At 65.9% G+C, this 14,598-nt stretch carries 10 protein-coding genes; 2 read left to right on the top strand and 8 right to left on the bottom strand.

All coding sequences use genetic code 11. From position 1 onward, the window contains the following. Positions 1-131 precede the first annotated feature (131 nt). Positions 132-2,009, bottom strand: a complete 1,878-nt coding sequence (locus tag N6C22_RS06465; protein WP_261650273.1) for a right-handed parallel beta-helix repeat-containing protein — start codon at positions 2,007-2,009, stop codon at positions 132-134. 208 nt (positions 2,010-2,217) lie between these two features. Between N6C22_RS06465 and N6C22_RS06460 the strand changes: the two genes are divergently transcribed. After that, positions 2,218-4,251, top strand: coding sequence for a hypothetical protein (locus N6C22_RS06460; protein ID WP_261650272.1), 2,034 nt, complete (start codon positions 2,218-2,220; stop codon positions 4,249-4,251). Between the two features lie 7 nt (positions 4,252-4,258). On the opposite strand, the gene N6C22_RS06455 is transcribed toward N6C22_RS06460, so the two are convergent. The 6 genes from N6C22_RS06455 to N6C22_RS06430 all read right to left on the bottom strand — a co-directional run bounded on the left by N6C22_RS06455 (position 4,259) and on the right by N6C22_RS06430 (position 12,876). Further along, complete coding sequence (locus tag N6C22_RS06455) at positions 4,259-5,863, bottom strand: succinylglutamate desuccinylase/aspartoacylase family protein (protein WP_261650271.1); 1,605 nt, start codon at positions 5,861-5,863, stop codon at positions 4,259-4,261. 243 nt (positions 5,864-6,106) lie between these two features. Continuing rightward, entirely contained in the window at positions 6,107-8,071 is a 1,965-nt protein-coding gene (locus N6C22_RS06450; protein ID WP_261650270.1) for a hypothetical protein, read from the bottom strand. 183 nt (positions 8,072-8,254) lie between these two features. Continuing rightward, positions 8,255-10,165 (bottom strand): right-handed parallel beta-helix repeat-containing protein, encoded by a 1,911-nt coding sequence (locus N6C22_RS06445; RefSeq protein WP_261650268.1) that lies wholly within the window; start codon positions 10,163-10,165, stop codon positions 8,255-8,257. Between the two features lie 355 nt (positions 10,166-10,520). Then, a complete protein-coding gene (locus N6C22_RS06440) occupies positions 10,521-10,997 on the bottom strand; it encodes a MarR family transcriptional regulator (RefSeq protein WP_261650266.1) in 477 nt (158 codons plus the stop codon). Positions 10,998-11,062: 65 nt separating this feature from the next. Further along, complete coding sequence (locus tag N6C22_RS06435; RefSeq protein WP_261650264.1) at positions 11,063-11,659, bottom strand: hypothetical protein; 597 nt, start codon at positions 11,657-11,659, stop codon at positions 11,063-11,065. Between the two features lie 323 nt (positions 11,660-11,982). Beyond that, a complete protein-coding gene (locus N6C22_RS06430) occupies positions 11,983-12,876 on the bottom strand; it encodes a mechanosensitive ion channel family protein (protein WP_261650262.1) in 894 nt (297 codons plus the stop codon). A 193-nt stretch (positions 12,877-13,069) separates the two neighbouring features. On the opposite strand from N6C22_RS06430, the gene N6C22_RS06425 reads away from it, so the two are divergent. Then, positions 13,070-13,903, top strand: a complete 834-nt coding sequence (locus tag N6C22_RS06425) for a universal stress protein (RefSeq protein ID WP_261650260.1) — start codon at positions 13,070-13,072, stop codon at positions 13,901-13,903. A gap of 22 nt (positions 13,904-13,925) precedes the next feature. Here N6C22_RS06425 and N6C22_RS06420 read toward each other — a convergent pair whose 3' ends face one another. Further along, positions 13,926-14,588, bottom strand: coding sequence for an AIM24 family protein (locus N6C22_RS06420; protein ID WP_261650258.1), 663 nt, complete (start codon positions 14,586-14,588; stop codon positions 13,926-13,928). Positions 14,589-14,598 lie beyond the last annotated feature (10 nt).

The following is a 14,598-nucleotide window of genomic DNA, read 5'->3' as shown; positions in this document are numbered from 1 at the left end:
CGTGAACGGTTGCGAGACGGTATCGAAACCCGTCAAATCGGCCGGACCGTCCGGTTCGGTGAACGCCCAGCCCGCCGTTCGAAACGGTCCTTACAGGTGAATTAATCGCGGGATAGTCGCGAAACGAGGCCTCAGATGCGGTTGCTGATCCAGCGGAGCAGGTGGCCGGTGTCCCAGTTCGCACCCGCGAGGTCGCCCTCGAACTCTATCTGTGGGACGTACTCGAGGTCGGCGTCGGCAGCGTCGACCCGCGACTCGACGAGTTCGTCGGCGTACTCGTCGTCGGCGGCGAGAACCGGAATCCAGCCGTAGACGTCCTCGACCCCGGCGTTCTGCAGGAGGTTGCTGGCCGCGGACCAGGACTGCCAGTCGAACTCCCCCTGGTGCTCGAAGAGGTACTCGAACGCCTCCCAGTAGTTCTGCCAGTCCTTGTCCCAGGCACCGAGGGCGAGCTGTCCGAGGTGTTCCTCGCCCTCGACGGAGTTGAGGTAGTGGTCGTCGGGATAGGCGATGGACCGGAACTCCACGTTGAGGTGGCCGGGTTCGACGAACTCCTCGAGGATGGCGGGGAGGTTGTCGAGCGCGAACTCTCGCGTGTTCGGGTAGACGAAGTTCCCGTAGACGGTCAGCGTCGGGTTGTCGGCGTCGGTCCCCATCGTCGGGTACGGCAGCCGGCTGGCGTTCGGCGGAATCGGGGCGTCCGCGACGGCGCTGGGCCGGTCGTCACCGCTGCTGCCACCACCGTCACCGAAGTCGGGGAGCGGGCACGAGTCACCGGTCGTGAGACCGGAGACCTCCGCGTCGCCGACGAACTCCTCCCCGCTGACCGTGATGTTCGTGTCCCGGATGTCGTTCGCCGTCGTGTCCTGGAACCAGATGCCGTCCGGGCCCTCCCAGTCGATACAGCACTGTTTCACGTTGACGTCGTCTCGCTTGCCGAGGACGGCCGGGTAGTAGTCGCCGCCGCCGGTGATGGCGGTCCCGACGATGTCGTGGTCGAGGTCCGGGGCGTCCGGCGCGTCGTCGACGAACACGCCCGGTGACGTTCGCGTGCCGCCGGACTTGTTGGCCGTGTAGTCCGAACCGATGTGGATTCGCGAGTCCTTCACCACGAAGTGGCCGCCGTCTTCGGCACAGACCACACCACCGCTTCCGCGACCGCTGGTCATCGAGATGTCACAGTTCGAGACGGTGACGGGGCCGAGCCCGTCAGAGATACGCACGCCGGTGCAGGGGTCGTCACCCGAGGGGTCGTCGACCACGACGTCCGCCTCGTTGACGTAGCTCCCCGCACTCCCGAGTCGGACCTGTGCCCGGTCGTTGTTCTTGAACACGCCACCTTCGACCTGTACCGCGCCGTTCGACCACGACGCGTACAGCCCGTTGTTCCCGTAGTCCTCCACGCGACAGTCACGGAACGTGGTCGTCCCGTCGCCATCCACCCAGATACCGACGGGGCCGACGGAGTCGCTCCCGTCCGGGAGCTGGAGGTTCTCGACGACCGTCTCGCTCCAGTCGTGGTACGTCCGGAAGCCGAAGGCCGTATTGTCGCCGTCCTGTGACCCCTTCTTCACCACGTCCCTGACGACGAGTCCGTCGTGGCTGCCGAACTCGACCGACGGGTCGATTCCGTCTGCGGTGTGGTCCAGGGTGAAGTTCTCGAAGACGAGGTCGCGCGTACTGGACCCGGCGATCCAGTAGTCGTCACCGTGGTTCTCGTCGGCCACGAGCGTCACGTCGTCGCCGACACCACGCAGCGCGAGGTTGGCGCGACCGTAGAGGTTGAGCTGGTTTATCTTGTACCGACCGTCCGGGAACTCGATGAGGGTATCGTCGTCCTCGACCGCCCCGAACACGTCGTCTATCGGTTCCGCTCCCGTCGGGTCCGCCCCTGCCTCGACGATGTCGACCACGTTCCCGTAGTCGCCATCGTCGGCAGCGACAGTGCCAGAGATCGCGGTCCCGCCAGCGACCCCACCGAGAAGTGTTAGAACCGTTCGTCGATCCACGCTCCCATGGTTCGTCATCCGCTTAGACATCACCCCAACACACCTCGGGTATCGCACTTCAATCCGCGAGGCCGTTGCCGTTCGTTGCGGCATTTGCACCGTTTGCCGACCGTTCGACACTGTTTCGGAGGGCGTAAACCACCGGTTCAGCCGGTCTCCGGGCTTAACCGGCTGATAACAATGAGGGCACGTCCTGTTGGGCCAGACAATGAGTACGCCGTCTGTGGGGAGTCGAGTCGTCGATTGGATACACGACCGCCCGTTCGACCGCGACGTCGCGATCATCGGGTTGCTGCTCGCGGTCTTGCTGTTCCCGCTCCGCTTCGTCCTCTCGCACCTGTTCGCCGAGACGCTCCCGCTGGTGCTGGCGACGGCCTGCATCCTCTACCTCTTCGCGTGGCGAGCGTCGAAGAACACCCACGGCCGCAGGAGCGGGCTCGGCCACAGTCTGGCGACGCTCCCGACACCGGTCGCCAGACTCACACCAGCCGTGACCTTCCTCGGTATCGCCGTGGCGCTCGTCGTCGCCACGCTGTCCGGCGAGCGCTCACCGGTGTTCCACGCCGTCACCGCACTCACCGCGCTCTCGGTGTTCCTCCAGGTCTTCTTCGCGGCCGACGAAGACCTCGTGCCGGGGCTGGTGCTCGTCCAGATTCTCGCGCTCGCGGCCGCGATCCGGTTCACCGCCCACTTCACGAGTGCCGGGTTCATCGGCATCGACATCTGGACGCACATCACCAAGCTCGCGGTCGACCTCCGAGAGACGGGCAGCCTCTCGGTCATGCGCGAGCACGCGTCCCGCGGCGCGAAGTACTACGCGTCACCCCTGTACCACCTGCTGGTGGTCGCGACCTCGCTCATGGCCGGGACGGCGCTCGAGTCCGCGCTCTACCTCTCGATGGGCGCGGCGATGGTGTTGACGCTGCCACTGGTCTACGTGGCCGGACGGTCGTTCGTCCCCGTCCGCTGGGCGCTCGCCGCCACGGCACTGTTCGCCTTCAGCGACCACGTCATCAAGTGGAGCATCCACCTCGTCCCGACGAGTCTCGGGGTCATCCTGTTCGTCGCCGGGTTCTACTACTTCGTCCGGGTGTTGAACGACCGCGACCCGCGGGACATCGGCCTGCTGGTGTTCTTCATCGTCGGCCTGAGCCTGTCCCACCAGGTGTCGGCGTTCATCATGCTGGTGACCATCGGCACCGCGACCGTGGTCCAGTACTTCGTCACCAGCGACCTGCTCTATCCCGACGTGAGCACCCGCGACCTCTCGGGGCTCCTCGTGTTCCAGACCGGGCTGCTCACCCTCGTCTGGAGCCTGACGCCGTACCGCGGCGAGACGTTCACCGAGGTGATGATCGCGAAGCTCCGCTCGACGCTGGTGGAGTCCGCCGGGCTGTTCAACCTGCAGTCGACGCCCGGGTCGGGTGGTGGGGGCATCGGCGAGCAGACGCCCTCCATCGTCGACCAGTTCATCCCGTACATCGACGTGCTCGGGTTCATGCTCCTGCTCGGCATCACCGTCCTCGGCTGTCTGTACGCGCTCAAGAGCGACCGGACCTCGCTGGCGCGACTGTTGCTCATCTTCGTCGTGACGGTGATGATCCTGTTCGCGCTGTTCCTGCCCATCATGGGTGTCGGGCTGTTCCTGCCCGGGCGCTGGTTCGCGTTCATGTACCTCCCGATGGCCATCCTCGGCGCACTCGGGCTCGGCTACGCCGCGAAGAACCTGAACCCGAAGGTCGCCACGATGGTGTTCCTGTTGCTCGCGGTGGGCTACCCGGGCGCGATGTTCGTCTCGACCGACGCGACGCTCGACGCGCCGGTGTTCGACAGCGACCAGCCCCGCTTCGGGTACAACCAGGCCGAACTCACGGGGATGCGGAGCACCGGCAACATGGTCTCGGGTGACCAGCCGGTGTATACCGACTCGCCCTACACCGAGGTGTACCGCAGAACGGAGGTGAACGACCGGGCGACGATGCTGTTCGTGAACCCGAACACGAGCGAGACGGTCAACGACGTGGTGGTGTACCGCGACTACCACACCGAGGGTGCGCCCATCTTCCGCGTCGGCGACCAGTCCGGGCTGATACCCGTCCAGAAGCACGACGTCTGTGGCCCGGAGCGAAGCATGCTGTACGCGAACGGCGAGGTGACGATGTGCGTCGGGGAGGACCCCGACGCCGACGACGGTGGCGACGAGAATCAGAACAGCATCGACGTGCCGTCGTCGACCGCGTAGGTCCGCCTCACCCGTCGATGACGAAGTAGCCGACCGTCTCGGCCGGGTGGCCGGTCTCGGCGTCGGCGCTCGTCTCCTCCTGCAGGAACGCCTTCACACGCGACCCCGAGAGGTCCTCGTATCGGACGGTGACGGGGTTCCAGCCCGCGTAGGTCGTCGGCGCGGCGAGGAACACCGGGTTCTCGTAGGAGCCGGCGAAGTCGATCCATCGCCATTCCTCGTCCATGCGTCTCGTGCCGACCTCGTAGTTGCGGCCGTTCAGGGTCCCACGACCCTCTTCGAGCGCCACCCAGCCCACGCGCTCTTGCTCGGACCACGAGAGGTCACGGCCACCTTCCTCGGTGTGGAGTCGCACGTCGAAGCCGTAGCGGGTGACGTTGCGGACGCGAGCGATGACCGGGGTGTCGTGCCAGTCACTCTGGGGTGCGGCCAGGACGACGGGCGTCGCCTCGAACGGTTCTTCGAACTCGATATATTCCCAGGACGTGCCGACGTTCTGGCGGCTCGCCTGGATGCGCTTCCCGTCGTCGGACCGGGTGACGGTGTTCGCGGGGAACGCCAGCACGCCCGCGGACTCCTGGTAGTGGCGGTCGTTCAGGTAGGCCCACTCCTCGACGCGGGCCGTCGCGCCGTTGCTGTCGTCGTCGGTGATGCGCGGGTGTGCGGGGTCCGGCCCGGCGTACGAGAGCGACGGAGCGACGATGGCGGGGTACGACAGCGAATGGTCGAACTCGAACGACTGCCAGTAGTCGTCGAAGGTGTGGGTTCCAGCGTGGAAGTCGACCGTCGAGCGCGTGGTCGTCTCCGGGGTTCCGCGGACGTGGCCGTACTGGGCCATCACGTGCTCGACGGTGAACAGGTGCCACTGGGTCTGCTCGTCGAGGGGCATCTTCTCGGTCGTCTCGCAGATGAAGCCGGGGCGGTCGAGCATGCCCGCGACCCGGTGCATGAGCATCGGGCGGTCGGCGTCGAGCGTGTTGCCCATCCGGTAGGCCACGTCGCCCGAGAGCCCGAATCGGTCGTTGAGGGCGGCGACGGTCTGCTCACCGTACGACCGCGCCGGGTCGGTCCAGGTCGGGAACAGCGCCTGGCCGACGCCGCCGTCGCCGGACTTGTAGATGCCACGCGAGCTGTGGAGGTCGAACACCCAGTCGGGGTCGACGGCCTCGACGACGTTCCAGATGTTACGGGCGAGCGACGAGAGGCAGGTACCGCCGGTCGGCGGGAACTGCCGGTTAAGGTCGGGGTCGTACGGGCGGACGTCCCGGGCGATGGCGTCGACGTTCGCGCGGGGCATGACGACGAGCTTGCCCGTCGTGACGGACCACTCGGCGATCTGGTCGGCCGCGAGGTAGCCGGACTTCTCGTCGCCGTGGATGCCACCGACGACCATCGTGGTCGGGCCGGCGACGCCGGAGTCGTACACGTAGACGGTCGTCTCGTAGTACGTGCCCTCGAGAATCTCGTAGGACGTTCGGGTGGGACCAGCCGATGCGCTTGCCGAGGCCGCCGAGGTACCGAGAAGAGCCGCACCGATGCCGAGCGCTGCTGTGCCACGCAGGAAGTTCCGCCGCGAGAGGAGACCGGGGGAGGTGGAGTTCGTCTGTTTCATCGACTATAGCTACGCCGGGGACTCCCATCGATTCGATACTTCAGCAGGACACCGTTTAAGTAGTCCCGGAGACGGGAGGAAGAAAGATGATAACACAGCCCACTGCACGCTACCCGAGACGAACCCCGTCACCGTGCTCACGGCGGCGAGGCTCGTTTCGGCCTCGGTTCAGACGCGCCGTTTCTGCCTCGGCTCAGACGCGTCGTTTCTCCCTCTGCTCAGACGTGCCGTTTCGACACCCGCTCAGACGCGCCGGTCCAGCCAGCCCAGCAGCTTGTCGGTGTCCCAGTTCGCCCCGGCCAGTTCGCCGTTCAGGACGAGCTGTGGGACGTACATGATGCCGTCCTCGGCGGCCTGTACCCGTGACGCGTACACCTCGTCGTCGTACTCGCCGTCGGTGACGAGCGAGGGAATCCAGCCGTAGACGCGCTCGACACCCGCGTCCTGGAGCATCGAGGACGCCTCGTCCCAGGTCTGCCAGGAGAGCTGGCCCTGGTTCGCGAACAGGTACTCGAAGACGCCCCAGTAGTTCTCCCAGTTGTTGACGTCCCAGACGCCGACCGCCAGCTTGGCGAGTCGCTCCTCACCCTCGACGCTGTTGAGGTAGTGGCCGTCGGGGTAGGCGACGGACCGGAACTCGACGTTCAGGCGACCGGTGACGACGAACTCGTCGATGACGTGCCGGAGGTTGCCGAAGACGAACTCCCGCGTGTTCGGGTAGACGAAGTTCCCGTACACTCGCAGGGTCGGGTTCTCGGACGAGGTGCCCATCGTCGGGTACGTCAGGCGGCTCGCGTTCGACGGGAGCGGCACCTCGGCGAGGGGGACGTGCGCGTCGATGCTGGAGTCCGGAATCGGCTCGACGCCGGCGGGGACCGGGCAGGTGCCGCCCGTCGCGATGTTGTCGAGGGTGACGTTCCCCCGGGACAGCTCGCCGGGGACGTTGACCGTCGAGTCCGTGACGGTGGTCGGGTCGCCGAGGTCGGCGGGGAGGTGATCGCTGTTCCAGGTCTCGAAGCCCGAGCGGTCGGTCCCCGTCTGCTGGAGACAGCAGTTCCGGAAGGTGTTGTTGCCACGCTTCAGGAGGACGACGGGATACTCGCCGTCGGCCTCGCCGCTACCGGTGATGGAGACGTTCTCGAAGAGGCGCTCACCGCCGCCACCCGACTGCGTTATGTCGGTCGCTTCGTCGGCGAACACGGCGGGGGCCGTGTGGTCGCTCCAGTACATCCAGTAGTCCTCGCCGACGTGGATGCGGGTGTCACGGACCGTGACGGAGCCGCCGTCGAACGCGGTGACGATGCCGCCGAAGCCCCGGCCCCGGCGCATCGTGATGTCACAGTTCTCGACGGTCACCGGTCCCGGGTTGTCCGAGATGCGGATACCGCGGTAGTTGGGCGTCCAGCCCGTCCGGGGGCTGTCCGGGCTGGTGTCGACGACGATCTCGGCGTCCTTGACGTAGCTGCCGGGTGCACCGAGCCGGACCTGGGTCCGGTCGTTGTTCTTGAACACGCCGCCTTCGACGCCGATGGGGCCGGTTCCGGTCGAGGCGTACAGCCCGTTGTTCCCGAAGCCTTCTATCTCGCAGTTCCGGAAGACGAGCTTGCCGGTGGAGGCGGTGTAGACACCGACGGGGGCGACCGGGATGGAACCGTCGCGCATGACGAGGTTCTCGACGAGGCCGGAGCCGGTGGCGTCGTGGATGTAGAAGCCGAACGCGGTGCTGTCGGTGTCGTGGTAGCCGACCTTCGTGACGTTCCGGACGAGGAGCCCGTCGTAGCAGCCGAAGGAGATACTGGGGCCGCAGTCTGTCGCGGAGTTGTCGATGGTGAAGTTCTCGAAGGTGAAGTTCCGCATGTGCCAGCCGGTGAGCCAGTAGTCGCGGTTGTAGTCCGGACTCGGCACCAGCACGACGTTCTCGCCGATGCCGCGCAGTGTGAAGTTCTCGCGCCCGTACATGTTGAAGTCCTGGATCTGGTACCGTCCATCGGGGAACTCGAGGATGGCGTCGTCGTGTTCGAGGCGGCCGAGGACCGGGTCGATGGGTTCCTGGCCGGTCGGGTCGGCACCCTCCTCGACCACGTTGTAGACGGTCGGCTCCGTCGCGGTCGCGCTGGTACCGGACTCTGCACCTGCGCCTGTACCCGTGAAGGTAACGCTAGCGATGCCGGTGACGGCCGCGGCACGGAGATAGTCGCGGCGGCTCATCGCAGTCGGTCGGTCGGAAGTGGGGGAAGAATCTGTCATGTCGTCTCGAAGAACAGTACGGTCACCGGGAGCAAACCTCGATGGCTTCAAACGGACACCCTTTATATATACGTGCCACAGCCACCCACACCGCCCGCGACCGGTTTCGGGGGTGGGTTCACCGTGGCCATTGCGTGACGAGGGCTACGACTGGAAGGTGACGGTGTCGCTGCCACTGCCGTCGGTGCTGGCCGTCACCGTGTACGCGCTGCCCTGGCCCTTGTGGAAGTCGAAGACGCCGGACGGACTCGTCTCGGTCTGGCCGCTTCCGGGGGTCGTGTCGGTCCAACTCTTCGTCTCGCCCGTATCATCCCGCGTCACGGTCAGTTCGACGAACGCCGCGTTCTCCGAGTAGTACTCGACGCGCAGTTGCGCGTGGGGGTTCTTCGTGTTCTCGTTCCAGACTCGACCGATGCTGACGGTGGGGTCGACGGTGCCACCGCTGTTGTCCTCGACGGTCAACGCGTTGGTCTGTGCCGTCATCGTGTTCGAACCCGTCGACGCGTCGGTCGCCGTCACGGGGATGGTCGCGCTCTCGCCGACCGCGACCGTGACCGAAGTCGTCGCGCCGACGACGAACTCCCCGGCGTAGGTCCCGCTCCCGTCATCGACCATGTCGAGAGAGCCCGGCCCGCCGAAGGAACTCGCGTCGGCCACGACCGACGCCACTCCACTGGCGTCCGAAACTGTCGCTTCGACCCGGACCGTATCACCAGCATCGACCGCCGAATCCCCGGTCGTGCCGTCGTCGTCGACCGTGTCCGTCGCGGTCGGTCCAGCATCGAACGTCGGCCCCGCGCTGTCCCCGAGCCCGGTGGGGAGCGGACAGGTGCCCTCGGTCGTGATGTTCGAGAGCGTGACGCTCCCGCGTGCGACCTCGCCGGGCACGTCGACCGTCGAATCCACGACGTCGGTCGGGTCCGGGAGGGTGGCGAGCTCCAGGGTCTCGTGGTCCCACGTCTCGAAGCCCGAGCGGTCGGTCCCCGTCTGGTGGAGACAGCAGTTCTGGAAGGTGCTGTTGCCCCGGAACAGCAGGACGACTGGGTACTCGCCGTCGGCCTGCCCGTCCCCGGTGATGGAGAGGTTGTCGAACAACCGCTCGCCGCCCTGGCCGGACTGCTCCCAGTCCGAGGGATAGTCGACGAAGACGGCGGGTGCGGTGTGGTCGCTCCAGTACATCAGGTACTCGTCGGAGAGGTAGACGCGGGTGTCCCGAACGGTGAGCGAGCCGCCGTCGAACGCGTTGACGATGGCACCGAAACCGCGGCCACGGAACAGCTTGATGTCGCAGTTCTCGACGGTGACCGGCCCCGGGTTGTCGGAGACGCGGATTCCCCGGTAGTTGTGTGTCCACCCGTCGACCGAACTATTAGGGTCGGTGTCGACGATGATCTCGGCGTCCTTGACGTAGCTCCCGGGCCCGCCGAGCCGGACCTGCGTCCGGTCGTTGTTCTTGAACACGCCGCCTTCGACGCAGACGGGTCCCGGCCCGGTCGAGGCGTACAGCCCGTTGTTCCCGAACCCCGCTATCTGGCAGTTTCGGACGGTCAGCTTCCCGGTCGTGTCCGTGTAGAACCCCACGGGTTTGACCGGGATGCTCCCGTCGTTCATCACCAGGTTCTCGACGAGACCGGAGCCTGCTGCGTCGTAGATGCGACAGCCGAACGCGGTGCTGTCGGTGTCGTGGTAGCCGAGTTTCGTGACGTTCCTGACGACGAGCCCGTCGTAGCAGCCGAAGGAGAGCTCGGGACCGACGTTCTCGGCGGTGTGGTCGAGGACGAAGTTCTCGAAGGTGATGTTGCGCATCGAGTGGCCGGCGATCCACCACTCCCGGTAGTAATCGTCGGTCGGGACGAGGACGACGTCGTCGCTCAGCCCGCGCATGGTGAAGTTCTCCAGGTAGCTGAGCTTCAGCCGGTACAGGGCGTAGCGACCCGAGGGGAACTCGAGCGTGACGTTGTTGCCCTTGAGTCGGTTCAGGACGTCGTCGACCGGTTCGGTTCCGGTCGGGTCCGCACCTTCGTCCACGACGTTGTAGACGGTCTGTTCAGTCACGGTCGGAGAGACAGACGTTCGCCTGGCAGCGGCCGGGGCTGCGAATGTCACACCGCCGAGTCCGGCGGCTGCGGCGTTTCTGAGATAGGTTCTGCGACTGACGTTCGGTCGGTGAGCTGGCATTTCGTGTCATAATAAATAGGTGTGCCGCAGTGAACCGTTGACAGCTTCAGAGATGCAGTCTTTATTACAGACCGGGACACCCCGTGTCACGGCTCGTCCTGATGGAGAACGCTCTCTATCGGACCTGCGACACGCCGAATACGGCGGAAAGAGAACGGGTGCCTGGCAGAATCGCACAGCCGAAACGCGCTCCCGGGAGGCACCTGGACCGGAAACAGACCCCCGACCGTCGCTACACCGCCTGCGTCTGGGTGTCGTACTCGCCCTGCATGGTCCTCGTCGCCTCGAACTCGTAGTCCGGCAGGGCGACGATCTTCTCGCGGCCGACCGTGACGCGCTGGATCTCGCCCTTGGACTCCAGCGCCGACAGGTGCCGGCTGACCGTCGAGGACGAACAGCCCACCGCCTCGACGATGTCGGTCTGCCACATCCGTCCGCCCTCGCGGTCGATGGCGACGAGGATCTCCTCGCTCGTACACATGGGCGGTTCGGCGTCGGTCGTGACGACCTCGCTATCGGGACAGTCGTCCGACGACGGCTCCATCGTCGGGGTCGCTCCGGATTCGGGGTCGGAACTCGTGCCGACGACCGACCGGAGACGGGCCACGGTGTTCGTCGACCGGTCTTTGACGCCGACCAGCATCGCGTGTGTCCAGAGGATGGCACAGTCGACGAGCGTTGCACCTTCGCGGGGCGGGGACTGGCTCATTGATGATAACTCTATTGGCCGAATGCAAAGTACGTGAACCCAACCATCTTAGGGCCGGGTCCGGCTCAGTGGGTCTGGGACTGCTGGGAGAGGAGGTCCCGGACGCGGGAGACGAGGTGGCCGACGGCGACCGTGACGGTCGACACGATAGAGCCCGCGTGCAAGAACAGTGGCGAGATGCGTAGCAGCTGGAAGAAGTGGACCGACCAGAACACGACGCCGAGACAGCCCGCGAGGAGGTAGTATCCGAGCCAGCCCCGCGACGACGACGAGTCCGGTGACTCGCCGAGTTGCAGGTACGACACCAGCTGGTCGAAGTTGGGACCGAGCTCGATCCGCCCGCTCTCGCTGTCGTAGTCCACGACGTCGGCCTCGGCGAGCGCTGGCAGATGCGACTGGTAGAGCGAGATGTACACTCGCTGCCGTTCGTCGGACGAGACCTCGGCGACCGGCGTCTCCATCTCCATCGCCGCGACCTCGTCCGAGAGCGTCCCGAGGTCGGTCGTCTCTTCGAGGTCGTACAGCACATGGAGTGCTCTGCGACGTCTCGTGTTGGTCAACAGCTGGAATATCTCGTCGGGCGTGAGTTCAGCCCGGTCGGTCGACGCTCCATCACCGTCTGTGGCTTCGAGCGCTGCTGTGCCACTGCTCTGTGAAGACATTGTTCATCAGAAGATCATGTATTCTCAAAAACCATCAGCCAAGTCATTGGGTGGTCGACACGAACGTCGCCCGGTGACCCACGACCCGGACAATCTCCCGAGCGTCCGGCGTTTACGCCCGGCTTAATCGCTGCCTTGCGTCGGCCACCAGTCGCATTCGGGGCAGTGCTCGATGCCGTTTACGAGTTTCGTCGGGGCGGTGCAGTGCGGACACGGTTGCGTCGAAAGTTGTGTGTTGGACATGAACGTACCGTATGTTGAGGGGTGCTAATAGATACACCAGCCCATGGTCGGGCGGGGTGGGACGCCCCGTCTCTGTCCGCTCAGAGTGCCTCTACGTCGGGCGCGGTCGAAGTGATGCCGACCGAACCGGTGAGCTCCGAGTGCGGGTACGGCATGCTGATACCGTCCATATCGAAGCGCTCTTTCACCGCCTGGACGAGCTGGGACCGGACGCCCGCAGCGCTCGTCTCGCGCGGGTTCACCCAGACGCGTCCGGAGAGGACGACGGCCGAATCGCCGAGGTCGGCGACCGGGGCCGACGGTTCGGGGTCGAGGAGCACACCGTCGATGGTGCGGGCGACCTCCGTGATGATGCGCTGGGCCTGTTCGATGTCGTCGTCGTAGCTGATGCCGAAGTCGTAGGAGACCCGCAGCGTGTCGTTGCCGACGGGGTTGACCAGCACCGCGTTGGCGAGCTGGCCGTTCGGGACGGTCACCATCTCGTTGGCGAAGGTGTCGAGCGTGGTCACCCGGAGGCTGATCTCGCGGACGACGCCCTCGTTGCCGTCCCAGGTGATCCAGTCACCGGTCTTGAAGGGTTCGTCCTTCAGGATGAACACCCCGGCGACGAAGTTCGAGACGAGGTCCTGGGTGGCGAACCCGATGGCGAGCACGAGTGCACCCGTGAGGGTCGCGAAGGCGACGAGGACGGTCCCGAACCCGGCGACGGTCGCGCCGAGGGCGAGCGCGCCGACGAGTGCGATGATACCGGCGATACTGACCCCGAGACCGACGATGCCGGGTTTGAACCCGCGTGATTCGAGCGACCGCTCGGTCAGTCGGACGAGGACGTACTTGCCGACGACGTAGAGCACCGCGAACGACACGAGGAAGATGGCGACGGTCGTCGCGACGTCGACGATTCCCGGACCGTACTGGTCGACGAACGCGCCCGGCGTCGTCGGGAACCCATCCGCTTGCAGTGGAACGAACATAGTGATACTATCACCGAGAGTATATTTGACTAATCGCCCGTGGGGAAGGGGGTGGGACGGTTCCACCAGAACCGTTCGGGGGAGAAGTGATAACGAGGCATTATGTCGTGCTGGGGAGTCCAGCGGGGGACATCGCCCGGACGCTCGTGGAAAGCCCTTAGGTAGCCCCCCGACGTAGTGTACGCATTCACACATGTACGACGATATCCTCCTCCCCGTCGACGAGAGCACCGAGTCCACCGCAGTCGTTCACCACGCGGCCGAGATCGCCCACTGGGCCGACGCGACGGTCCGGGTGTTGAACGTGGCCGACACCGGCCGCGACAGCGTCACCGTCGTCGAGGCCGATGTCGTCGACACGCTGGTCCGGGAAGGCGACACTGTCGTCGCCGAGGTCGGGTCGACCCTCGATACCCTCGGGGTCGAGTACACGACCGACGTGGTCCAGGGCGACCCGGCTCCGACCATCGTCGAGTACGCCGAACGCTACGAGTACGACCTCGTCGTGATGCCGACGCACGCCCGGCAAAGCCTCTCGCGCTACCTGCTCGGGAGCGTCACCGAGAAGGTCGTCCGGCTCTCGTCCGTGCCGGTCCTCACCGCCCGGATGCTCGAAGGGGACGAACTCCAGTTCCCGTACGAGTCCATCCTGCTCCCGACCGACGGGAGCGATACGGCACTCTACGCCGCCGAGCACGGCCTCGACCTCGCGGCCGCCGTCGACGCACAGGTTCACGTGCTCTCGGTCGTCGAGGACGAACGCGGCCCCGAGCAGGCGGCGACCGAGGCCATCGACGCCGTCGTCTCGGCGGCCGAGGAACGTGGCGTCACAGCCCTCCACCGGCACGTCGAGCACGGCAACCCGGACGAACTCATCGAGTTGGTCGCCGACGCCCACGACGTGGACGCCGTCGTGATGGGGACGACCGGACGACGCGGGGTCGACCGCGTCCTCATGGGGAGCGTCGCCGAGAAGGCCGTCCGGTCGGTGTCGGTGCCCGTGATAACCGTCCGAAAAGAATCGTAGTCGTCTGGAATCCTCGGCTTGCTTACTGTGCCGGCCCGGTTTCCTCGTACGGCTGGACGATGACGAAACCGCCGGGTTCGCTGAAGTCGAGCTGGTACGTCTCACCCGAGGACTTCCCGAGGAAGCCCTTGATGTTGCGGTCCGTCTTGACCCCCGGAGAGACGGCGCTGCTCCAGGCGACCGTCGCGTCCGGGTCCGTCGAGACCGGCGTCTCCAGCACCAGCGGCTCGCCGTGGGTCGTGATTGCGACGTTGCCCGGCCCCTCGAGGTAGACGTTGAACAGCCCGCCGGTGGTCACGCCGGCGATGCTGTCGATGGTCCGGATGTCCCACTCGACGCTGCTGTCGAACGCGAGCACGTCGTTGCCGTTCACGCTGATCTCCTCGCCGGGGTCGAGGCTGAGTATCTGGACCTTCTTGCCCTGGTCGGCGAGGTAGAGGTTGCCCCGGCCCGTCGCCTCCATCATGACCGAGCCCTCCCCCGTCGCAGCCTTCTTCAGCATCCCTGTCAGCCCGCCAGCAGACTTCCGCTCGAACGAGATGTCGCCCTCGTAGGCGACCATCGAGCCGGCTTTCGCCATGACGGTCCCGTCGAGGGCCACGTCGAGCAGTTTCGAGTTCTCGAGCTGGAATCCGTCTCCGCCCGTCTTCGGTGCGTTCTCCCTGGTGAATTGTTCGAGATCCATGTCAGATGCT

The sequence above is a fragment of the Haloarchaeobius sp. HME9146 genome (assembly GCF_025399835.1).
GTDB lineage: Archaea > Halobacteriota > Halobacteria > Halobacteriales > Natrialbaceae > Haloarchaeobius.
This window is presented reverse-complemented; position numbering and strand designations above follow the sequence as displayed.